This is a genomic window from Noviherbaspirillum sp. (assembly GCF_036563305.1).
Lineage (GTDB): Bacteria > Pseudomonadota > Gammaproteobacteria > Burkholderiales > Burkholderiaceae_D > Noviherbaspirillum.
Window position 1 is genome coordinate 615,038 of record NZ_DATCMQ010000016.1, and the last position, 22,882, is coordinate 637,919.

At 65.3% G+C, this 22,882-nt stretch carries 19 protein-coding genes; 10 read left to right on the forward strand and 9 right to left on the reverse strand.

Annotation, left to right across the window (positions count from 1 at the left end):
* Positions 1-145: 145 nt before the first annotated feature.
* Positions 146-1,309: an AI-2E family transporter gene (locus VIM12_RS19340; protein ID WP_331943728.1), complete on the forward strand. Its 1,164-nt coding sequence runs from the start codon at positions 146-148 to the stop codon at positions 1,307-1,309.
* A gap of 364 nt (positions 1,310-1,673) precedes the next feature.
* Here the strand turns inward: VIM12_RS19340 and VIM12_RS19345 are convergent, their stop codons facing one another.
* Complete coding sequence (locus VIM12_RS19345) at positions 1,674-1,811, reverse strand: entericidin A/B family lipoprotein (protein WP_331943730.1); 138 nt, start codon at positions 1,809-1,811, stop codon at positions 1,674-1,676.
* 401 nt (positions 1,812-2,212) lie between these two features.
* Entirely contained in the window at positions 2,213-2,614 is a 402-nt protein-coding gene (locus tag VIM12_RS19350; protein ID WP_331943732.1) for a DUF883 family protein, read from the reverse strand.
* A gap of 274 nt (positions 2,615-2,888) precedes the next feature.
* On the opposite strand from VIM12_RS19350, the gene VIM12_RS19355 reads away from it, so the two are divergent.
* Both VIM12_RS19355 and VIM12_RS19360 read left to right on the forward strand, forming a co-directional pair.
* Positions 2,889-4,067, forward strand: coding sequence for a PilT/PilU family type 4a pilus ATPase (locus tag VIM12_RS19355; protein ID WP_331943734.1), 1,179 nt, complete (start codon positions 2,889-2,891; stop codon positions 4,065-4,067).
* Positions 4,068-4,227: 160 nt separating this feature from the next.
* Complete coding sequence (locus VIM12_RS19360; protein WP_331943736.1) at positions 4,228-5,358, forward strand: alanine racemase; 1,131 nt, start codon at positions 4,228-4,230, stop codon at positions 5,356-5,358.
* Here VIM12_RS19360 and VIM12_RS19365 read toward each other — a convergent pair whose 3' ends face one another.
* Complete coding sequence (locus VIM12_RS19365; RefSeq protein ID WP_331943738.1) at positions 5,359-7,482, reverse strand: sensor domain-containing protein; 2,124 nt, start codon at positions 7,480-7,482, stop codon at positions 5,359-5,361.
* Positions 7,475-8,404 carry an EAL and HDOD domain-containing protein gene (locus VIM12_RS19370; protein ID WP_331943740.1) on the reverse strand — a complete coding sequence of 310 codons (930 nt, stop codon included), beginning with the start codon at positions 8,402-8,404 and terminating at the stop codon, positions 7,475-7,477. The genes VIM12_RS19365 and VIM12_RS19370 overlap by 8 nt, the downstream gene beginning before the upstream one ends.
* 180 nt (positions 8,405-8,584) lie before the next feature.
* On the opposite strand from VIM12_RS19370, the gene VIM12_RS19375 reads away from it, so the two are divergent.
* The gene (locus VIM12_RS19375; RefSeq protein ID WP_331943742.1) at positions 8,585-10,333 is read left to right on the forward strand and encodes a histidine kinase famiy protein; all 1,749 of its coding nucleotides are present in this window, start codon (positions 8,585-8,587) and stop codon (positions 10,331-10,333) included.
* Here the strand turns inward: VIM12_RS19375 and VIM12_RS19380 are convergent.
* The 3 genes from VIM12_RS19380 to VIM12_RS19390 form a co-directional block, all read right to left on the reverse strand.
* Entirely contained in the window at positions 10,285-10,968 is a 684-nt protein-coding gene (locus VIM12_RS19380; protein WP_331943744.1) for a hypothetical protein, read from the reverse strand. The genes VIM12_RS19375 and VIM12_RS19380 overlap by 49 nt on opposite strands.
* Positions 10,969-10,981: 13 nt before the next feature.
* Positions 10,982-12,871: a hypothetical protein gene (locus tag VIM12_RS19385; RefSeq protein ID WP_331943746.1), complete on the reverse strand. Its 1,890-nt coding sequence runs from the start codon at positions 12,869-12,871 to the stop codon at positions 10,982-10,984.
* A gap of 446 nt (positions 12,872-13,317) precedes the next feature.
* On the reverse strand, positions 13,318-13,569 hold the full coding sequence (locus VIM12_RS19390) for a hypothetical protein (protein WP_331943748.1): 252 nt from the start codon (positions 13,567-13,569) through the stop codon (positions 13,318-13,320).
* A gap of 143 nt (positions 13,570-13,712) precedes the next feature.
* Between VIM12_RS19390 and VIM12_RS19395 the strand changes: the two genes are divergently transcribed.
* On the forward strand, positions 13,713-13,934 hold the full coding sequence (locus VIM12_RS19395; protein ID WP_331943750.1) for a hypothetical protein: 222 nt from the start codon (positions 13,713-13,715) through the stop codon (positions 13,932-13,934).
* Positions 13,935-14,125: 191 nt separating this feature from the next.
* Here VIM12_RS19395 and VIM12_RS19400 read toward each other — a convergent pair whose 3' ends face one another.
* Entirely contained in the window at positions 14,126-15,670 is a 1,545-nt protein-coding gene (locus tag VIM12_RS19400) for a transglycosylase SLT domain-containing protein (protein WP_331943752.1), read from the reverse strand.
* Positions 15,671-15,797: 127 nt separating this feature from the next.
* Positions 15,798-16,571: a hydroxyacylglutathione hydrolase gene (gene gloB / locus VIM12_RS19405; RefSeq protein WP_331943754.1), complete on the reverse strand. Its 774-nt coding sequence runs from the start codon at positions 16,569-16,571 to the stop codon at positions 15,798-15,800.
* Positions 16,572-16,574: 3 nt separating this feature from the next.
* Here gloB and VIM12_RS19410 point away from each other — a divergent pair, with 3 nt between their 5' ends.
* The 5 genes from VIM12_RS19410 (at position 16,575) to dnaQ (ending at position 22,865) form a co-directional block, all read left to right on the forward strand.
* The gene (locus VIM12_RS19410; RefSeq protein WP_331943756.1) at positions 16,575-17,351 is read left to right on the forward strand and encodes a class I SAM-dependent methyltransferase; all 777 of its coding nucleotides are present in this window, start codon (positions 16,575-16,577) and stop codon (positions 17,349-17,351) included.
* Between the two features lie 2 nt (positions 17,352-17,353).
* Positions 17,354-17,788: a ribonuclease HI gene (gene rnhA / locus VIM12_RS19415; protein ID WP_331943758.1), complete on the forward strand. Its 435-nt coding sequence runs from the start codon at positions 17,354-17,356 to the stop codon at positions 17,786-17,788.
* Between the two features lie 74 nt (positions 17,789-17,862).
* Positions 17,863-19,038 carry an efflux RND transporter periplasmic adaptor subunit gene (locus tag VIM12_RS19420; RefSeq protein WP_331943760.1) on the forward strand — a complete coding sequence of 392 codons (1,176 nt, stop codon included), beginning with the start codon at positions 17,863-17,865 and terminating at the stop codon, positions 19,036-19,038.
* Positions 19,039-19,049: 11 nt separating this feature from the next.
* Positions 19,050-22,142: an efflux RND transporter permease subunit gene (locus VIM12_RS19425; protein ID WP_331943762.1), complete on the forward strand. Its 3,093-nt coding sequence runs from the start codon at positions 19,050-19,052 to the stop codon at positions 22,140-22,142.
* A 3-nt stretch (positions 22,143-22,145) separates the two neighbouring features.
* Positions 22,146-22,865: a DNA polymerase III subunit epsilon gene (gene dnaQ / locus VIM12_RS19430; RefSeq protein WP_331943764.1), complete on the forward strand. Its 720-nt coding sequence runs from the start codon at positions 22,146-22,148 to the stop codon at positions 22,863-22,865.
* Positions 22,866-22,882 lie beyond the last annotated feature (17 nt).

Sequence of the window (22,882 nt, forward strand, 5' to 3'; positions counted from 1 at the left end):
CCATTGCCCGTGCCATGCCGGACGCGGCGCCGCCTTGCCTGTCAAGTGGAGAACATGAGAACGACAACCGATCCCAGCGCCCGTCGCAGTCCGTCTGCCCGTACAACCCGCCACCGCGCGGATGGCCGCTGACATGGCCGGCCGCATGGATACGCCGTTGGCGCCGGTCCCCGCGCCCGAGCATACCGCCGCGCAGGCGGAGCAGACCCTGCGCCTGAGCGATCCTGCACAGGCGGCGGCGAGCGAAGCGGCAGCCACTGTCGCCGCCGCCCAGGAGTTGAGCGACAGCCGCTTCCTGCGACGCGCATTGCTGGTGGCGGGGCTGTTCCTGTTCACCGGACTGACGCTCACCCTGATGTGGTTTGCAAGCGATGTATTCCTGGTGCTGTTCGCCGGCATCCTGATGGCGGTGCTGCTGCGCGCCCCGACCAACTGGCTGGTGCGGCGCACAGGCATCAGCCAGGCCCTTGCGCTCGGCGCAACGATCACCGTGCTCGCGCTCTCGCTGTTCGTGATGGTGTCGCTGTTTGCAAGACCGTTGGCGGAGCAGATCGGGCAACTGATCGAGACGCTGCCCCAGGCGATGGAGCGCGCCGAGGAATGGATGGGAAAGTACCGCTGGGCACGTCCGTTGCAGCCCCTGCTTGGCGAACTCAGCCGGATCCGGCTCGATTCCCAGCTGCTCGGCCGCGCCACCGGCCTGATCACTTCCATCGGTGCCGCCATCGGCGGACTGGTGGTGGTGATCTTCATCGGGATCTATCTTGCCGCTCAGCCGCGCCTGTACCAGCGCGGCATCATGCACCTGCTGCCGCGCCGCGCCCGCCCGCGCGCCTATGAGGTGATGGACGAGATCGGCCGGGTGTTGCGCGCCTGGCTGGTCGGCCGTCTCGTCACGATGGCCGTCGTCGGCGCCGCTGCCGGCATCGGACTGTGGTGGCTTCAGGTGCCGCTGGCCTTCACGCTGGCGGTAATGACCGGCCTGCTGGAGTTCGTGCCTTACATCGGACCCATCCTCGCGGCCGCTGCGCCGCTGCTCATCGCATTCAACCTGGATCCAGAGCTCGCCTTTTATGTCGCCTTGCTGTACATCGGCATCCAGTCCGCGGAGAACTACCTGCTCTCGCCGCTGATCGAGCAGCGCGCCGTCGCGCTGCCGCCGGCGCTGGTGGTGTTCTCGACACTGCTGCTGGCGGCGCTGGCGGGACCACTTGGCGTACTGCTGGCGTCGCCGCTGACCGCGACCGGCATCGTGGCGGTCAAGCTGCTCTACGTGGAGGACGTGGTCGAGAATCCGACCAGGAGTTGAGCCGGCGGCCCGGACTGCATGTCAGGTCCGGCCGATGCAGTTCCCAGGGCGCAGGAAACCGGGGGTTCCGGTGCGGATCTCGCCCGCCTTGACTTCCCCCCAATCGATTCCCTTGGGACGGCCGCTTGCCCCGTAACGCCTGTGCCCTGGGCGCAGCCGCTTGCCGCATCGCTGCACGCGCTCCAGGTGCGGAAGGCACGGAAGGCAGGCCGGAAAGGGGGCAGGTGGCCGAAGCAGGCGCGCGAACATCGCTGGAAGAACGAGCGGGCAAGTCCGCGGGACCGCAAGGGATAGCGCAAGCAAAGCAGGGCAGGCCGGGATCGCTCCCGGCCTGCCCTGCTTGTGGATCCTTCCCGCGTGGCGCTTACTTGTTCTTCTCTGCGGAACCCTGGATCTTCTCGCCGCCGCGCTCGATGTCCTTGCCCATGCCGGACATGGTGTTGCATGCGGCCAGGCCGAGGGTGAAAGCCAGGATGCTGAAGACGGAGACGATCTTTTTCATGATTTTTCCTTTCATTGATTAGCGATTAAAACGTTCTTTTCCTCTCCAAACGCTGCTCGGATCGTGCCCTGACGGGCAAGACACGCTCCGTTGCAACACTGCCTTGCCGGGTGCCGGCCAACGACTTCGCCCTTTGATTCAAGCACCCGCCATTGTTATGAGTCCGGCGAACAGGCCGGCGTTCGATTTGTTGTTCGCCGTCAAATCGACGGCGGCTTCCGAGCGGCCGGCGATGTGCGGTGCGATGCGCTACGGATTCCGCCTCGATTCGCTCCTCAGCCGCTTCGTACCGCGGGCCCCGCATCGGGGAACAAGCTCGTGACATCGCTTTGAATTCCGTAGCGTCGTGCCGATGCGGCCTGCGCCCGGAAAAACAATCGCGTGCCCCTGCGGCGCGGCGTTCAGCGCCGGCCGAACAGCATCCCGAGCAACAGCCCGGTGCCGACCGCGACCGCAACGGATTGCATCGGCTTTTCCTTCACATAGCCGGTGGTGGTCTCCACGCCGCGATTGAGCTGGCGCGAAGCTTCGCTGGCAATGCCCTTGGCGGCGTAGCGGACAGAGCTGAATTTGGCCATCAGCTGCGCATGCGCCTGGGTCAGTTCCTCGTCGCTCAGGCTGGCGGAACGGTCCACCAGCGAATCGAGGTCGCTCTTGAGGCTGGACAGTTCACTGCGCAGCGAGGCGGCACTTTTCGGCGCCGCGCCTTTCAGCGGATTGAAGCTGGTCCTGCCGCCCTGCTGTGGAGAGGCGGGGACCGGGTTGCTGCCATTGCCACCTGGGGTGGTCGTAATCGGGTCCATGAATCGTTCCTTGGCGGTGGATTGTCGAATGCGGTTACACGCGGTTCTTTCCGCAACTTGCCGGTTGCAGTCCCGCGCTTGTTTGTTCGGCAATAGCGCGCAGCAATTCGTATGCCACCCTGGGACGCATCCGTGCCGGGCCGCCGACTTTCCTTATCAGGGAAAAGATTTGCACGGATTGCTGTAATTCTTGCAAACATGAACACACGGAAAACTTGCGAACATTGCCTCGGAGAAACATAATGTCTGTTCCACGCGCAGAAGAGGTTTTTCCATGTCCAGCAATTTTGGCCCGGATGAAGCACGGGCCTATATGCACCAGCTGCTGAAGGCGATGTTCCAGCAGGGCGGTTCCGACCTGTTCATCTCCGCCGATTTCCCGCCAAGCATGAAGCATCAAGGCGCAATGAAGGCGCTCAGCCAGCAGAAGCTGCACGGCGACATCACCCGCATGCTTGCGCTCTCGCTGATGAACGACAAGCAGAGGAAGGAATTCGAGGCCGAGCTGGAATGCAATTTCGCCATTTCGCTGCCCAATGTATGCCGCTTCCGCGTCAACGTCTTCGTCCAGCAGCAGCAGGTCGGCATGGTGATCCGCACGATCGCGGCGGAGATCCCGAGCTTCGAAAAGCTGCAACTGCCCGAGGTGCTGAAGGATGTGATCATGACCAAGCGCGGGCTGGTGCTGGTGGTAGGCGGAACCGGCTCCGGCAAATCGACCACGCTGGCGGCGATGATCGACCACCGCAACGCGAGCTCGGCGGGGCATATCATCACCGTCGAGGACCCGGTCGAGTACGTCCACAAGAACAAGTCCTGCCTGATCACCCATCGGGAAGTCGGCGTCGACACGCTGTCCTGGCACCACGCCTTGAAGAACACCCTGCGACAGGCGCCCGACGTGATCCTGATCGGCGAGATCCGGGACACCGAGACCATGGAGCATGCAATTGCGTTCGCCGAGACGGGCCATCTTTGCCTCGGCACCCTGCACGCCAACAATGCGAACCAGACGATCGACCGCATCATCAACTTCTTCCCCGAAGAGCGGCGCCACCAGCTGCTCGGCGACCTGTCGTCGAACCTGCGGGCGATCATCTCGCAACGCCTGGTCCGCACCGAGGACGGCAAGGGCCGCCGGGCGGCGATCGAGATCCTGCTCAATACGCCGACCATCGCCGAGCAGATCCTGAAGGGCCAGTTCCACGGCATCAAGGAGATCATGGCCAAGTCGAAGGAACTCGGCATGCGCACCTTCGACCAGGCGCTGTTCGACTTGTACAACGCCGGCCATATCGGCTATGACGAGGCGATCCGCAATGCCGACTCGGCCAACGAGCTGCGCCTGCAGATCAAATTGCGCGGCAGCCGCGGCGCGCGGCCCGGCGGCAGCGACGGCTTCAACCTCGCGCTCGACGAGGAAAAGCAGGAAGCCGGCGAAGAGCAGAAATAGGACAGCCGGGCAATTCCGCCGCAGCCGCCTCGCCGAAACCGACGCCGCCCTGCCGGCTGCGTCCGCGGCACCCGCGGTCCTCCCCGCGGCGCGGCCGCGGCCGGGCGCGCGGCCGTGATAGGATCGTCGCGATACTTTCACACCTCAGCACGCCCACACCATGCAACATGCCGATGCCCTGGCCGATATCGCCACACCCGCCATCCTGCTCGACCGCCGACGCCTTGAGGCCAACTGCGCGCGCATGTCCGCACGCGCGGCATCGGCCGGCGTACGCCTGCGCCCGCATCTCAAGACCGCGAAATCGGCGGCGGTGGCGGCGCTCGCGACCGCCGGCCAGTTCGGCGGCATCACCGTCTCCACGCTGGCGGAACTTGCCTACTTCTTCGAGGCCGGGTTCACCGACCTGACCTATGCAGTCGGCATCGTGCCGTCCAAGCTGCCGGCGATCCACCGCCTGCTTGCCCGCGGCGCCCGCATCCAGGTGGTGGTCGACTCGGTGCAGGGCGTGGAGGCGATTGCCGGCCGCCAAGCCGGCCAGCCGCCGCTGCGCGTGCTGATCGAGATCGATTGCGGCGGCCACCGGGCCGGCGTTGCGCCGGACAGCGCCGCCTTGCTCGACATCGCCCGCCGCATCGGCGCCGCGCCCGGGCTCGCGCTCGAAGGCGTGCTGACCCACGCCGGCCACGCCTACCATGCACAGGACGGCCAGGCGCGCACCGCGATCGCCTTGCAGGAACGCGATGCGGCGCTGCTCGCGGCACAACGGCTGCGCGAAGCCGGCTTCGCCGTTCCCGTCGTCAGCATCGGCTCGACCCCGACCGCGCTGACGGACATCCCGCTCGACGGCATCACCGAGATCCGGCCGGGCGTCTACGTGTTCTTCGACCTGTCGCAGGCCCGGCTCGGCGTCTGCAGCACCGACGACATCGCCGTCAGCGTGCTCGCCACCGTCATCGGCCACCAGGCCGGCCATCTGCTGGTCGATGCGGGTGCGCTGGCGCTGTCGAAGGACATCAGCGCGAACGAATACGATGCCGCGATCGGCTACGGCCTGGTGTGCGACGAGCAGGGGCAGTTGATCGACGGCCTGCATGTGGCCGACGTGCACCAGGAGCACGGGTTCCTGAAAACCGCGGCCGGCGCGCTGCCGTACGCGCGGCTGCCGGTCGGCAGCCGGGTGCGCATCCTGCCCAACCATGCGTGCATGACGGTGGCGCCGTACCGGCAATACCTGGTGCCCGATGGCGCAGGCGGCATCGAGGCCTGGGACAAGACCGGTGGCTGGTGATCAGCCGAGCTGCATCCGCCTGCCCTCGATCACCATCTGCTCGAAGGCGTCGGCGGCCACCGGCGGGCTGAACAGGTAGCCCTGCAGCTGGTCGCAACCGAGGCTGCGCAAAAAGTGCATCTGCTCAGGCGTTTCCACGCCCTCGGCGACGATCTCCTGGCGCAGCTGCTGGCCCATCGTGACGATGGCGCGTGCGATGGCGCAGTCGTTCTCCTCGCGCGGCAGGCCGACCACGAAGGCGCGATCGATCTTCAGGGTGCTGATCGGGAATTTCTTCAGGTAGGCAAGGCTGGAATACCCAGTGCCGAAATCGTCCAGCGCCAGCGACAGTCCCATGGCGGCAAGCTCGTTCATGATCGGGATGACCAGGTCCGGCCCGCGCACCAGCAGCGTCTCCGTGATCTCCAGCCTGATCTGCTGCGGGGCCAGGCCATACTGGTCGAGCACCGCCTGCACCCGCATCGGCAGATGATGGTCGAACTGGCGCGATGACAGGTTGACGGCGACCGGCGGCACGTCGACGCCGCGGTCCTTCCATGCCCGGATCTGGCGGCAGGCTTCCTCCAGCACCCAGGTGCCGATGTCGAGAATCAGGCCGGTTTCCTCGGCGACCGGGATGAACTGCCCGGGCGGCACCATGCCGCGCTGCGGGTGACGCCAGCGGATCAGTGCCTCGGCCCCGACGATGCGGCCGGAGCGGAGGCTGACCTTTGGCTGGTAGTGCAGCAGCAGCTGGCCGGCGGCGAGTCCGCGGCGCAATTCGCTCTCGATGCGCAGGTGTTCCTTGGCGCGCCGGTTCATCTCCGGGCTGAAGAACAGGTAGCCGTTCTCGCCTTCCTGGCGGGCGCGGGTCAGCGCGGCGTCCGCAAAGCGCAGCAGCGAGGCGGTGTCGAGGGCATCCTCGGGATAGACCGCGATCCCGGCGCAGGCATGCACCCGCAGGTCGTGACCGTCGATCAGGAAGGGCGCCGCGAGGGCGGAGATGAGCTTCTGCGCGACCATGCCGGCGTGTTCGCGTTTCTGGATGTCGAGCAGGCCTATTGCAAACTTGCCGTTCTCGATGCGGGCCAGGATATCCTCCTCGCGCAGCGCGCCGCGCAGCCGCCGTCCGATCTCGGACACGAGTTCGTCGGCAACCTCCTGGCCCAGCGTGTCGTACACCTGCTCCAGCCGCTGCACGCCGATCGTCAGCAGCGCGCCATGGACCTGGTTGCGGCGGGCGACGTTGAGCGCATGCCCGACGAGCTGCATCAGCAGCGTGCGGTTCGGCAGGCCGGTGAGGGCGTCGTAGTTCGCCATGCGCTGCATGCGCGCCTCGGCCTCCTTGAAGACGCTGATATCGGAAAAGATCGAGAAGGCATGCGTGATGCGGCCGAGCTCGTCGCGCACCACGCTGATGGTCACCGATTGCGGAAAGATCTCGCCGTTCTTGCGGCGGCCAAGAATCTCGCCCTGCCACGGGCCCGATCCCTGCATCGCCGCCCGCACTTCGGCCCGGAAGTCGGCGTTATGCTTCCCGGAACGCAGCAGGTCCGGCGTCTGACCGATCGCCTCCGCCGCGGAGTAGCCGGTGATGCGGGTGAAGGCGGTGTTGACCGAGACGATCCTTTCGTTGGCGTCCGTGATCAGGATGCCCTGGTCGCTGTCCTCGATGATGCGGGCGTGCAGCCGCGATTTTTCCTGCTCGGACAGGCGCTCGGCGATCTCGGACATCTGCGCCACCAGGGCGACCGGATTGCCGTGCTCGTCGTGGTCGACCGAGAGCGCAAGGCTGGCCCAGAAAATCTCGCCGGATTTCTTGCGGCGCCTGACCTCCATCAGCGAGGTGCCCTGGTCGAGGAACAGCTCGGCCACCTGGCTGTCGTCGCTGGCGTACAGGAACAGCACATGCTGGCCTACCGCTTCCTTTGCGGTGTAGCCGAACAGCCTTTCTGCCCCGGCATTCCATGAGGTCACGTACCCCGCAAGGTCCATCGTGATCACCGGGGCGGGCGAGGCAACGGCGGCGCGGGCGGCCTGCAGCGCCGCTTCAAGCTGCGCGAGCGCCTGCCTGCCGTCCTCGCCCGGCAGTTCCCGCGCCTGCCTGCACAGCGCAAGCCAGTCTTGCAGATCGTTCTCAGCCATGCTGTCCTCCGCCGCTGTCGCGCACCACTTCCATCGCCCAGCCGTAGGCCTGCAGGACCAGCAGGTTGAATTCGGCGTGCCCGACCTGGAGGCCGGCCAGCAGGGTGGCCAGCGACGCGAAATCCGCGGCCTGCGCATGGTTCGCGACGCGTAGCAGCGTGCCCAGCTCGCCGCGCTGTTCGAGCAGCGCTTCCCGCAGCGATTCGCTGATCTGCAGCGGGCGCAGCACGTCCGCCAGCGGCATGCCGAACAGGATGCCGAGCAGCGAGAACATGCCGCCCATGAAGGCCAGCTCCTGGCCTGCCTTGTCCAGGCCGGCGGCACGCGCCAGCAGCTCCATCATGCGCGCGCGCGACGCGGCGCGGGCGAGCAGCATTCCCGCGCGGTCGTCGCCTGCGCGCGAGGAGAACAGCATGAGATTGAGCCAGCGCCGCAACTGCGTGCGTCCGAGGATCAGGATTGCCTGGGAAAAGCTGCCGACCTTTTTGCCCGCGCCGACACCGAGGGAATTCACCAGCCGCAGCAGGTGATAGGAAAGCGCGGGGTCGCGCCGCAGCACCGCCTCGATCTCATGGTTGTCGGCGTCGGCGACCACCAGCTCCACCAGCTGCAGTGCCAGCGCGCGCGAGGCAGACTGGCTGCTGCCGGCTTTCGCCGGCAGCCCCATGTACCAGTCGCCGGCGAGCCACTCGCCCGGCGGCAGCGGCAGCCAGCCGGCGGCCTCCATGTTTTCCTGGCCCGCTTGGCCCGGCAGGAAATGGCACTTGCAGAGGACGGCGAGCCGTTCCAGTTCTTCCTGCCCGTTCTCGTCCAGGTCGCTCGCCGCTTCGTCGGCGTCGCTGCGTTTTATCAGCAGTGCAGCCGGATTCTTCTTGCGATCGGCAAGCACTTCCAGCGCAATCAGGGGAACAGGTCGGTCCATGCTCGGGTGAACAATCAGTAGGGATGAGCAATACTAACCGAGATATTGTTATAAAGAAACTTTTCAAATGCGGTTGTACTGTGCCTTTGCGCGGCAGCGGCAACGCTGAACTTTGGCTTGCGCGGGTGGACTTAGCTGTTAACAAGCAGGCAAATAAATGCCTGCAGGAGCGAAAGCGAGATGGCGACAGGCAGCAAAACCATAGACGGCAAACCGATAGGTCCCCTGAATGTCCAGGGGGGCGGCCAGAGTGCGGGCGTGCCGGCGCAGACCGAGATGGATGACAGCAGCTACAATCCGCTCGGCAATCCCGGCGTCAAGCACTGGCAGGCATCCTACGTGACGCGGCCCGGCCTGGACGATCGCAGCAACATCTTCTTCGCCGCAGTGGAAATGACGAGGATGCCGATGGTCGTCGCCGACGCGCGCCAGCAAGACACCCCGATCGCTTTTGCCAACCGTGCCTTCCTCGACATGACGGGCTACGAGGAAGAGCAGGTGCTCGGACGGAACTGCCGTTTCCTGCAGGGGCCGGACACCGATCCGGCCAGCATCGCCGAGATACGCGCGGCGCTGGCCGAGAAGCGCGCGGTCGCGCTCGACCTGCTGAACTACAAGGCGGACGGCTCGCCTTTCTGGAATGCGCTGTTCATCGGTCCGGTATTCGACGATCACGGCGAGCTGCTCTATTTCTTTGCATCGCAGATGGACATCACGCGGCGCCGCGTGTCCGAGCAGGCCTTCCGGCAGGCGCAGAAGATGGAAGCGATCGGCCAGCTGACCGCGGGCCTCGCGCATGACTTCAACAACCTGCTGCAGGTCATCAGCGGCAACCTGGAGCTGGCGGAACACTTTGCCGGCGACGAGCCCGACGCGGCCCAGCTCCGCAATGCGATCCATCATGCCGCAAGCGCCGTCGAGAAGGGCGCCAAGCTTACCCAGCAGCTCCTCACCTTCGCCCGCAAGCAGCGGCTCGAGCCGCGGCACGTCAACCTCAACGCACTGGTGGTGGAATTCAGCGAGATGCTGGTGCGTACCCTGGGCGACAGGGTGGAACTGCGGCTGGACCTGCTGCCCGGCCTGCCTTCCTGTACGGTCGATCCGACCCATCTCGAAATGGCGCTGCTGAACGTGCTGATCAATGCCCGGGATGCCATGCGTACCGGCGGCCGGGTCGTGGTCGCCACCAGCATGCTGCAAGACCCGGCACGCCTCACCGCCCACAATCTGCCGGCAGGCGGCTATGTGATGCTGTGCGTGGTGGACGAAGGCGAAGGCATGCCGCCGGAGGTACTGCAAAGGGCGACCGAACCCTTCTTCACGACCAAGGGACCGGGTACCGGGCTGGGACTGGCCATGGTGCACGGTTTCGTCCAGCAATCCCACGGGCGCCTGGAACTGGACAGCACGCCGGGCAAGGGGACCACCGTGCGGATGATCTTCCCGGTCGCGTCCGGCCAGCCGGTACCGCCCGCACCGCTGGAATTGCCAGGACAGGCATCCGCTCCCCGCGGTGCGGTGCAGACCATCCTGCTGGCGGAGGACAGCGACGACGTGCGCCATCTCGCCGATACCTGGCTACGTGCGCAGGGCTACCGGGTGCTGGCGGCCCGCAGTGGTGAGGAGGCGCTCGCCTTGCTTGACGACGAGAGCGTGGTCGACCTGTTGCTGACGGACGTGATCATGCCGGGCGGGATGAACGGACTCGCGCTGGCAGAACGCCTGCGTCGACGGATGCCGCAGTTGCCGGTACTGCTGATGACCGGCTACATGGACGAGATCGTGAAGCCGGACGATGCGCCGAGCATGGATGTGATCACCAAGCCATTTCGCAGCGCCGAGCTCGCGGAGCGGGTGCGCGTCGCGATTGGCCGCCGCAGTCAGGGCGCGCCGCCTCCCACGCCTTCCACCTTCCGCCACGAAGGCTGAGTCCCGGCCTTGCCGCCCGCCCGGCAGCGACGGCCGGCTTCCATCCGGACCGCGGCCCACGCGGCTTGCGCTTCCTGTTCCCCGGCACCCCCCGGCGACGGCGCCGGATTGCTTGCATCGAGCAGGTGCACGCACCAGCGCTCCATGCCAGCCGGAACCTGCACCGCGCGGGCGTCTCCCGCATCCTTGCCGAGGAAGTGCAGCTTGGTGCCTTGCGACAGCCACCATCCGCGCATGTTGTGCTGCAGGCGCCAGCCTCCCACGACCGGGGTGGACTGGCGCGCACCGGCCGCCAGCTCGAGCCATGGCCTGGGATTGTCCACCAGGTGCATGGTGATGCGGTCGCTGGGTCCGGCCGGTGATGCGTGGCGCCGCGCTTCGACGACCTGCTCGCGGAATTCCTGCGGCAGGCGGGCGGGCCAGGGACGGATGCGCAGGTTGCGGTCGGCAAGCGGAATGTCGAGCACGCCGTCCCTGACGACCGGGACAGCCGAACCGGAGGCCGCGTTCTCGAACGGCAGCAGGCCGCTGATGCGCAGTTCATCCGCCTGGCCTGCCGGCGCAGCAAGCAGCCCCGTGAGCGCGGCGAGGAGGGCGAGTCCCGCGCGAAGCGGCCCTGCAGGTATCCCGGTCATCGTCCGTCTCCCGTCACTGCCAGAATCGTGCATACCGCACCATTTCGCGAACGTGATGCGGCAGCGGTTCTTCCACCGTGCGATTGCGCGCGAAGCGGTTCATCGGATTGGTGGGCCGTTCGGGCTGCTCGGCATCCGCCTGGACATTCGGCGAGTAGCCGAAGCTGGCGCCGGAATAGGCGCGCGAGAAACTCATCACCAGGTTGCCCCATTCGTTGTAGTCCTTCAGCACGGTCTTGTCCGAACCATACAGCGGATTGATATTGCGCGCCACGGCACTGCTGGTCCAGGCGCCGTTGTCGTCCCAGTCGGCAAACGCGCCGCCGCTGCTGCCGCGGCCGATATTGACGGCCTCCGCCAGGTTGCGTTCATCGAGATCGCTGCTGCTGCCATCCGAGAAGTCGATGACGAAGTTGCTCGAACAGGGGGAGTTTTCCGACAGGTTGCAATATGTCTTGCCCTTCAGGCCGTTGACCAGGTAGTAGCGCTCGGCCGCGAACGGGGAATGGGGCGTCGCGCTCAGGCCTGCGAACTGATACATGTAGTTCATGACGCTGTAGTGGTTCGGCTTGTAGTTGATGTCCTCGTTGCCGCCGTGGCGCAGGCCGAGGTTGTGGCCGAACTCGTGCATCAGCGTGCTGGCCTGCAGGTTGATCAGCATGTTCTGGTCCACGCCAGGGGCACCGGTGAAACCGTAGCCGCCGAGGGACACGACCAGGTCGGCGCCGTACAGTTCAGCCACGCCGGAAGAGCCGGCGCTGCCGTCGGTGCGCTGCGAATTCGCAAACAGCGCGTAGTGGAACACCAGTTTGCGGCGCACGTCGAAATGCCGGCTCTTGTAGCTGTAGAACGAGGCGCAGCCGGTACGCGTGGCGCTTCCCGCCAGATCGAGATCCACGCACTTCGCGAACTCCACCGGGTTGCCGCCGCCGAGGTTGAACGACGCCGCGTCGTTGCCATGCAATGCGCCGGTGTCGATGTGCAGCGCGATGTTTTTCGCGGCGAAGGCGGCGACCACCTTCTGCAGCGCCTCGCTGCGCGGCAGGAGGGCAGGATCGTCGCCCTGCATGTAGTCGATTTCCATGAAGGCGTCGCGCCTGCCGGGCCGTGCCCCCATCGCATACAGGTCGAGTCCGGCATAGGTGCCGCCGGGGACCTTGGCGCTGTCCGGGATGCCGTCGTGGTCGGAATCGGTCACCCCCGGTGCGACGTCGTTGGGCCCGGCCGGTGTCGCGAAACTGACCTGCTGCCAGTCGCTGTCGTTGTTGGTGTCGGGCATGCCGGCGGCGGCAAGGCGGACCATGGCCTTGCCGTGCTCGTTGGCCCCCGACGGCATCGCGCGGGCGCTGCCGCTGGTCCATTCTTCCGCGGCCGCGGGGGAGGCCGACGAGCGGCCGAAGCGCACGAAGTCGACGGTAGCGCCGTTGCGTCGCAACTCGAGCGAGCCGCTGCCGTTCCAGAACGGGATCTTGCTTCCGCTGCTGGTGTAGACCATCTGGCTGCTGTCGCGCAGCTTCGCATGCGCCTTGGCGGCCACCACCAGATAGCCGTGGGGAGGGACCGTCGCCATTGGCAAGGCAAACTCCATCGGCGTCAGCGAGCTGCGCTGCGTGACGGTATCGATCCACGAGCTGACCAGCGTGTAGTCCGATAGCTGCAACGGCGTTCCGCCGGTGTTGTGAATCTCGAACCAGGCGACGTCGTCGCTGTAGAAGTTGCTCGCGACTTCCGACAGGAGCAGCTTGCCGGCGGAGGCAGCCGCAGGCTGGGAAAGCTGGTCGCTGGTCGCGGCCAGGCTGGATGGCCCGTCTCCGCCGCCGCCGCCGCAGGCGCTGAGTCCGGCAAGAAGCAGGGTAGAGCAGGCGGAGCGGAGCAGGCGCGGAAAGCGGGGAGGAAGATTCATGACGGCGCGGTCGGGAAGTGGAGTAGTTCCCGTAGACAACACCTGTAAGAATTAGTTTCTTATTGGAAATAAGACAAGTGATATATGGCTGTCCCGTACTTTGCCGGCCTCATTCATGGACATAGGCTGAAGGAGCGGCGGAGAAGCGGAGAAGCGGAGAAGCGGAGAAGCGGAGGCGGGGGGTTGGCGTGCCGCCCCGTTTCTGTTCGGGTATGGCGGCACGCCGGGCTGCCGCCATGCATATCGGTTGCATGTGCAGCAGATGAGGAGATGATAGCGATGCCGTATGACGGCACCATGAAATCGCTCAAGCGATTCTTTTTTCTGCATGAGCTGGCGCAAACAGTCGTTTTCGCCGGTTGCCGGACGCAGAGCAGGCCTTCAGTGACAATGCTGACGCTGCGACCCCGCCGTCGCCGTCGCCGGCTGCGCCGGCTCACCGCATGCTATCGGCGCGACGAGGTGCTTGTGGCAAGCCGCTTCATCAGGGCGGCGTATTCATCGAAGGCGGCATTTTCCGCACCCGCCTTCTGGTAGCAGAGGGCCACCAGGCCGATCAGCGCTTCCAGCTCCGCGTCGGGCAGGCGATGGGCGACAGTCAGCAGGCTGTTCGCTGCCCGTGCCACCACACCCGTCCACCCGCACTGGTCCGTGGGCGGCGCGGTTCTGATGATTCCAAGGATTTCACTTTCAGTCACAACCCCTCCTTGCCAAACGAATAAGCAGATTAGAAGAGCGCGGGAGGACGCCTGCCTTGCGCAAGCGCAACATTGTCGTGCGGCCTGTTCCCGCGCAATGCCTGTCCGTACAGAAATGCTGTAATGACTACAGGAGGAATACCGTGGAAATCTTCATCATTCTGCTTGCCGGTGCCATCGTGTTGTTCGTCGCCTCGCACTTCATCGATCCGGTGCTTGCGTTGGGAGAGGACTGGGAGCGTACCGGACGCCGCGGTCCGAGCGATTCGGCACTGCTGCTGATGCGCCAAGACGAAGCCGCGCGCGAGGGCGGTGCGTCGATAAAACAATGCCTTGATTTTAGTCAACGAGAATTTATTGCATAGAATCAGCGACTTGGCGCTCGCTCTGCCGCTTATCCTCAGGCTTATCCACAGAAACAGTGGGTATGTGGGAGCGGTCTCGGACGCGCCCCGGCCCAGCGCCGGTACGCGCGTCATGCCGGCAATGCGAGTCCGGTGGCGTGCAGGCAGGGACACGATGATCGGGCGGCGCCAGCCGCCCATGCACGCCGTGATCAGCCGCGTTTCTTGCTCTTGGCCGAATCGGCTGTCTTGCGGACCGGGGTAGCCTTGCGGACCGTAGCGGTCTTGCGGGCGGAGGCGGGCGCCGCCTTGCGATAGGTTTTCGTCGCCGCGGTCCTCGTGGCTGTTCCCTTGCCGGAGGCCGCCACGCGATTCGGCAGGTTCAGCTCCAGGGTCTGGCCGGCACTGACCGTGTCCTTCTTCAGTTCGTTCCAGTCCTTTATCTGTGCGACGGTCACCTTGTGACGGCGCGCGATCGATGCGAGCGAATCCTTCTTGCCGACCTTGACCATCACCCGGCGGGTTTCCGGTACATCAGGCGCCGTCAGCAGGGTCGCGCTTTCCACCAGTTCCGGCGCAATGTCCTTTTCCGCCAGGTGCTCCGGGCGGGGAACAAGGATTGTCGAGCCGGCCTTGACGACTGTCTTCGGCGGAATGTTGTTGACCTCGCGGATCACTTCCGGCGTGGTGCCGAAGCGCTTGGCAATGGTGTCGATACGCTCGCGCGCGGCGGTCACCTTGTGCGCGGTCCAGCTGGACAAGGCACGGCCCCATTTCGACAGGTTGGACTTGAATTTCTCCGCATTCGACTGCGGCAGCAGGATCTGCGTGCCCGCGCTGCCCGGAATGACCGGCCGGTTGAATTGCGGATTGAGCGCCTTGAATTCATCGATCGATAACTCCGCCAGCTGCGCCGCCACCTTGATATCGATGTCCCGCGTCTTGCCGATCGTGACGAAATAGGGCTGGTTATCCACCTTCGGCAAGGTCAGTCCGTAGTCGGACGGCGCCGCCACGATGTTCTTGACCGCCTGGAGTTTGGGCACATAGTTGCGGGTCTCGGCCGGCATGTACTGCGACAGGCTGTTGAAATCCGTCCCCTGGCCCGCCGCGCGGGCCTTGTTGATGGCCCGCTGCACCGAACCCTCGCCCCAGTTGTACGCGGCCAGCGCGAGCTGCCAGTCGCCAAACATCCCGTACAGTTTCTGCAGGTAGCTCAGCGCCGCGTCGGTCGAGGCGATGATGTTGCGCCGTTCATCCTTGAAGAGATTTTGCGTCAGGTTGAAGTCGCGTCCAGTCGAGGGGATGAACTGCCACATGCCCGCCGCATGCGCGGTCGAATAGGCATTCGGGTTGAAGGCGGACTCGATGAAGGGCAGCAGGGCCAGCTCCATTGGCATGCCGCGCTTCTCAAGTTCCTGAACGACGTGGAACAGGTAGCGCGACGCGCGGGTCGTGGTGCGCTGGATGTAGTCCGGCCGTGCGACGTACCACTGCAGCTGGTTGTTCACCAGCGGATTCTCCAGGTCGGGAATGGCGAAACCCTTGCGGATGCGCGCCCAGACGTCGAACTCCTCGATGGCCAGCAGCTGGATCAGCGGATCGTTCGGATCGTAGGGCCGTTCCAGCGCGGACACCTGCGACCAGGTATGCAGGGGGAGCGAAAGATCCGCTGAATGAACGACCGGTGCGACGAAAGGGGTACCTAGAAGGAGGAGCGCTGTAAATGGGAGTTTTCTTATCTGCAGCGTGTGCATGTATCCTCGCTTGCTGGTGAAGGCGGAGCCCTGGGGCGACCGGTGAATCGACGAAGTTTACGGAAGGGTGTTTTCCTGCGTCAAGATTTATCGTAAACGTTAATTCGACGACAATGGCCCGGCCGCACTAGCGGAAGACGTTCTTCCAGGCGCGTAGGGCAGCGAAAACAGCAATTGGTTCCCGAGAGGAAACATGCCCTGCTGCAATCATCTGGTCTGCGATTGCAGGCTCGGCGTACCGCAGGAACGGGTTGGTCGCTTTTTCAAGTCCCACCGTGGTCGGCACGGTCGGCTGGCCGGCATCGCGTTTCGCCTGCTCGGCGCGGATCCGCTCCTGCAGCGCTTCGTTCCCCGGCTCGACGGCGGCGGCGAAGCGCAGGTTTGATAATGTATATTCGTGCGCGCAGAAGACTTGCGTTTGCTCAGGCAGGCCCGCGAGCTTCATCAAGGATGCCGCCATCTGTTCCGGCGTCCCCTCGAACAGCCGGCCGCAGCCGCCGGCGAACAGCGTGTCGCCGCAAAACAGCCATCCCTGTTCCGGCGCATGGTAGGCAATATGGCCCCGGGTATGGCCGGGCACGTCGATCACCTCGAGGCGCAGCGCCGGCCGGTCCAGCACTACCTGGTCGCCGCCTGTCAGCGTGCGGCTCACCACGTCGATCCCGTCGTTGCGCGGCCCGAATACGGGCACGGAATGCCGCGCCAGCAGTGCCGGCACACCGCCGACATGGTCAGCATGATGATGAGTCAGTAGAATAGCGGCCAGCGAGAGGCCATGCGCGTCGAGCGCGGCAAGAATGGGCTCGGCGTCGCCCGGGTCGACGGCAGCAGCGTGCGTACCATCGTGAATCAGCCAGAGGTAGTTGTCCTGGAATGCCGGAACGGTCAATACATTCAACATGCGATGGAAAATCGTTCGTCCGAAAAACCCATTATAGCCCTCGGCTCCTGGCTCGAAACGCCGGTTGGCGCCTACATGCGCGCGTGGCAGCAGCAGCGCCTGGACGTGCTGACCGCAGATATCTTCGGTTTCAATGCGGTGCAGATCGGGCTTCCGCAGATCAACGCGCTGCGGGCAAACCGGATGCCCAACAAATGGCTTACCGACACGAGCCTGCCGGCCGCCGGTGCCGCCGAAGGCACGCCGCCGGTGGTGATGGTGCATGACTTCGCCGAGCTGCCGTTCGCCTCGCAAAGCCTGGATTTGGTGGTCCTGCCCCACGCGCTGGAATTCACCGGCGAACCGCACCAGCTGCTGCGCGAGGTCGAGCGCGTGCTGATCCCGGAGGGGCAACTGATCATCTGCGGCTTCAATCCGGCAAGCATGTGGGGGCTGCGGCAGGTGGCGGGCCGCCTGACCGGCGCACACTTCCTGCCCCAGGACGGGGAATTCATCAGCCTGCCGCGACTGAAGGACTGGATGAAGCTGCTCAGCATGGAAGTCAATCGGGGCCATTTCGGCTGCTATGCGCCACCCTGCGTCACGGAAAAATGGCTCAGCCGCTTCGATTTCATGGAGCGGGCCGGCGACCGCTGGTGGCCCTACCTCGGCGCCGTCTACATCGTGCAGGCCATCAAGCGGGTACGCGGCATGCGCCTGATCGGACCTGCCTGGAGCCGGAAGGCGGCGAGTGCCGCCAAGGGTGTGCCGGCGACCAACAGAATTCACAAACAAGAGTAAAGATGGAAAAAGTCGAGATCTACACGGACGGTGCATGCAAGGGCAACCCTGGCACCGGCGGCTGGGGTGCGCTGATGATCGCCGGTACCCATACCAAGGAGCTGTACGGCGGCGAGCGCAACACCACCAACAACAGGATGGAACTGCGTGCCGTCATCGAGGCCCTCCTGGCGCTCAAGCGGCCGTGCGAGGTCGTCGTCCATACCGACAGCCAGTATGTGCAGAAGGGCATCAGCGAATGGATCCACGGCTGGAAGGCGCGCGGCTGGAAAACCGCCTCGAAGGAGCCGGTCAAGAACGTCGACCTGTGGCAGGCGCTGGATGCCGCGCAGGCGGTGCACAAGATCGAATGGCGCTGGGTCAAGGGGCATGCCGGGCATGCCGGTAACGAACGCGCCGACGCGCTTGCCAACCGGGGGGCTGCTTCCGTATCCTGAAAGACGCCGTGTGCTAAATTGACCGGCTGGCGATGCCCGCCCCCGACTGCCCCAACATAAAAAAGATAACGCAAATGAACGTTCGGAGACTCCTCTATCCCGTCGTTGCCCTGGCCGGCATCGGCGCTTTGGGCGGCTACGCCTGGCACGCGCAGCGGCAGCAACCTGCGCCGGTGGAGCAGGGCAACGGCCAGGCGCCCGGCACGGCGGCGAAGGATGCAGGCAAGCAGGGGCCGGCCGGGCCGGTGGCGGTCGACGTCGCCGTCGTCACCGGCATCAGGCTGGTCGACGACGTCAACGCGGTCGGCACGCTGCGCTCCAACGAAGCCGTGATCCTCCGCCCTGAAGTCGCCGGGCGCATCACCCGCCTCAATTTCTCCGACGGTCAGCAGGTGCGCAAGGGGCAGGTGCTGATCGCCTTCGATTCCGCCGTCAACCAGGCGGAAGTGCGGCAGGCCCGCGCCGAGCTCAACATCGCCCGTGCGAACTTCGAGCGCAACGCCGACCTGGCCAAGCAGAAGTTCATCTCGGATCGTGCCCGCGACGAGTCGCAGGCGAACGTGCAGGTCCTCGAAGCCAGGCTTGCGCTCGCCGAGGCCCGTCTTTCCAAGCTGGAGATCCGGGCGCCTTTCTCCGGCGTGGTCGGCATACGCAATGTCAGCGTCGGCGACTACGTCAAGGACGGTGCCGACCTGGTGAACCTAGAGGACCTTTCCAGCGTCAAGGTGGACTTCCGCCTGCCCGAACGCTACGTCGACCAGGTCAAGCGCGGCCAGGCGCTGGAGGTCATGGTCGACGCGCTGCCGGGCAAGCCGTTCGCCGCCAGGGTCGACGCGATCGACCCGCAGGTGGACAGCAACGGCCGTTCGGCCCTGCTGCGCGGACGCATCGACAACCCGGAGGGGCGGCTCAAGCCGGGCATGTTCGCCCGTGTGCGCCTGATCCTGTCCGAGCGTGCAAACGCCCTGATGGTCCCGGAAGAGGCGATCGTTCCCCAGGGCGCCAAGGTGACGGTATGGAAGGTGGTGGACGGCCAGGCGGTCCGCACCGAAGTCAAGACCGGCCTGCGGCGCGCCGCCAAGGTGGAGATCACCGAGGGCCTGAGCGCCGGCGACAGAGTGGTGACGGCCGGGCAGGTCCGGCTGGCACGCGACGGCACGCCCGTGCGCATCATGCAGGGCGGGACCATCCAGGGCATGCAGGAGGCCAAGCCGAATGCCGCCGCCACCGCCGCCGTCGCGAGAAGCTGACGGAGACGCCCATGGTCATCTCCGACATCTGCATTCGCCGTCCGGTCTTCGCGACGGTGCTCTCCCTCATCATCGTGCTCGTCGGCCTCGTCTGCTACAAGCGGCTCGCGGTGCGCGAGTATCCGAAGATCGACGAACCCGTCGTCACGGTGGAGACCCGCTATCCGGGCGCCAGCTCCGAGATCGTGGAGTCGCAGGTCACCAAGCCGATGGAGGATTCGATCGCCGGCATCGACGGCATCGATGTCCTGACGTCGATCTCGCGTGCGGAACAGAGCCAGATCACGGTGCGGTTCCGTCTCGAGAAGGATCCCGACTCGGGCGCCAATGACGTGCGCGACCGCGTCTCGCGGGTCAGGTCGAAGCTGCCGCAGACGATAGAGGAGCCAGTGATCGCCAAGGTCGAGGCGGACGCGTCGCCGATCATCTGGTTGTCGTTCTCGAGCGACAGCCTGTCCGCGCTGGACCTGACCGACATCGCCAACCGCATCGTCAAGCCGCGCCTGCAACTGTTGCCGGGCGCGGCGGACGTACGGATCGGGGGCGAGCGCAAGTATGCGATGCGCATCTGGCTCAATCGCGACAAGCTCGCGTCCTACAACCTGACGCCGGCCGACGTGGAGGAAGCGCTTCGCCGCCAGAACGTGGAAGTCCCGGCAGGCAGGATCGAGTCGCGCCAGCGCGAGTTCTCGGTCGTGTCCCAGACCGATCTCACCACGCCCGGCCAGTTCGAGGACATCATCGTCCGTACGGTCAATGGCTACGCGGTGCGCATCAAGGACGTGGCCAGCGTCGGCGTCGGCCCCGCGGCCGAACGTTCTTCGGTGCGCTTCAACGGCCAGAGCGCGGTGTCGCTCGGCGTGATCCGGCAGGCCACCGCCAACCCGCTGGAGCTCGCCGAGTACGTGAAGGCCGAGCTGCCGAAACTGAACGAGGAGCTTGCGCCCCAGGGGGTGAAGATCCTGATCTCGGTCGACAACACGGTATTCATCGACCGTTCGATCAAGTCCGTCTACCAGACCATCGGCGAGGCCGTGGTGCTGGTGGCCCTGGTGATTTTCGTGTTCCTGCGCTCGTTCCGCGCGTCGATCATTCCGCTCGTTACGATCCCGGTGTCGCTGATCGGGGCGTTCGCCGTCATGTCGCTCGCCGGATTCTCGATCAACACGCTGACCCTGCTGGCGCTGGTGCTGGCGATCGGCCTGGTGGTAGACGACGCGATCGTGGTGCTGGAGAACATCTACCGGCATGTCGAGGAGGGCATGCGACCCTTCGAGGCGGCGATCAAGGGCGCGCGCGAGATCGGTTTCGCGGTCGTCGCCATGACGCTGACGCTGGCGGCGGTCTATGCACCGGTCGCTTTCACGCCCGGGCGCACCGGCCGGCTTTTCGCCGAGTTCGCGCTGACCCTGGCCGGCGCGGTGATCGTGTCGGGCTTCATTGCGCTGACGCTGTCGCCGATGATGTGCTCGGTGCTACTGAAGCACCAGACGAGCCACGGCCCGATCTACCGGGCCGTGGAGAATGTGCTCAATGGTCTGACCTCGGCCTACCGCCGCGTCCTCGCCCTCAGCCTCGGCGCGCGCTGGCTGGTCGTGCTGCTGTATCTGGCCGTGATCGGCGCCTTGGTCTGGCTGGGCACCGGGATGAAGAAGGAACTGGCGCCGGTCGAGGACCGGGGCACCATTTTCACGGCGCTCACCGGGCCGGACGGCGCCTCGCTCGAGTACACCGAGAAGTACGCGCGGCAGCTGGAGCAGATCGCCGCCGAGACCAAGGAGATCGACCGCGTATTCATCATCGCCGGCAATCCGACGGTGGAACGCGGGGTGGCGTTCTTCCGGACGGTCGACTGGTCGGAGCGAAATCGCAGTACGCTCGACATGATCAGGGAAATGCAGCCGAAGATGGCGTCGGTACCGGGCGTCCTGGCTTTCCCCAATGCGCCGCCGTCGCTCGGGCAGTCGATCCGCGAGCGCCCGGTCAACCTCGTGATCCTGACCAATGAATCGTATGACGAGCTGCAGAACGTGGTGCAGCAGATTGTCGCCGAAGCCAGCAAGAACCCCGGGCTGTCCAACATCGACACCGACCTGCGCCTGAACAAGCCGCAGGTGAATGTCGAAGTCGACCGCGACAAGGCCGCCGATGCCGGTGTGCAGATCGAAACCGTCGGCCGCACCCTGGAGACGATGCTCGGCGGCCGCAACGTCACCCGCTTCAAGAAGGGCGGCGACCAGTATGACGTGATGGTGCAGATCGAGAACGAGGGGCGGACGGCGCCGGACGACATCAGCAACATCTTCGTGCGCGGCGCCGGCAAGAACGGCGGGCCCGACCAGATGATCCCATTGTCGAGCCTGCTCAAGGTGCGCGAGACCGTGGCGCCGCGCGAGCTCAATCACTTCGGACAGCGGCGTGCCGCCGTCATTTCGGCCAACCTTGCCAATGGCTATACCCAGGGCGAAGCGATCGATTTCATGGAGGAGACCGCAAGCCGCATCCTCAAGCCCGGGTATGCCACGGACCTGGCCGGCTCCTCCCGCGAATACCGCTCGTCGAGCGGAAGCCTGGTGCTGACGTTCATCCTGGCCCTGGCGTTCATCTACCTGGTGCTCGCCGCCCAGTTCGAGAGCTTCGTCGATCCGTTCATCATCATGCTGACCGTCCCGCTGTCGATGGCGGGCGCGCTCGCGGCACTCAAATGGAGCGGCGGGACGCTCAACGTCTACAGCCAGATCGGCCTGATCACGCTGGTCGGCCTGATCACCAAGCACGGCATCCTCATCGTCGAGTTCACCAACCAGCTGCGCGAGCAGGGCATGGAAATGCACGAGGCGATCAAGGAAGCGGCCGTGCTGCGCCTGCGCCCGATCCTGATGACGACCGGTGCCATGGTGTTGGGAGCGGTGCCGCTGGCGCTTGCCACCGGCGCCGGCGCCGAGTCGCGGATACAGATCGGCTGGGTGATCGTCGGCGGAATGAGCTTCGGCACGCTGCTCACGCTGTTCGTCGTCCCGACCTTCTATACTTTCCTCGCCCGCAGCAAGGCCCACCAGCCTGCCGCGGATGCTGTGCCTCACTTACCTGCCAACGTACACTGAACCATGCGTCAAATTGTCCTGGATACGGAAACCACCGGCCTCAACCCTCGCTCCGGCGACCGCATCATCGAAGTCGGCTGCGTCGAGATCGTCAACCGCCGGCTGACCGGCAACAACTTCCACACCTACATCAACCCGGAACGCGATTCGGAAGAGGGCGCGCTTGCGGTGCACGGCCTGACCACCGAATTCCTGAGCGACAAACCGAAGTTCGCCGATATCGCGGCTGAGCTGCTCGACTATGTCCGCGGCGCCGAGATCATCATCCACAATGCGCCGTTCGACCTGGCCTTTCTTGACGCCGAATTCGAACGCCTAGGCCAGCCGCGTTTCGCACAGCATGTCGCGCTGATCAGCGACACGCTGGTGCAGGCGAAGGAAATGCACCCGGGCAAGCGCAACTCGCTGGATTCGCTGTGCGACCGCTACGGCATCTCCAATGCCCATCGCACCCTGCACGGCGCGCTGCTGGATGCCGAGCTCCTGGCCGAGGTCTATCTCGCCATGACGCGCGGCCAGAACAGCCTGACCATCGACCTCGGCGCGATCGACCAGGGCGCAACCGTGGACACCGTGCTCGACGGCCTGCCGCTGGGCGACATCATCGTCCTCAAGGCGATCGAGGATGAGCTGGCGGAGCATGAGGCCTTGCTCGACAAGCTCGACAAGGAAGTGAAAGGAAACTGCGTCTGGCGCACCCGTCCGGCGGAAAGCGTGAATTGATATGCTGCAGTATTTGC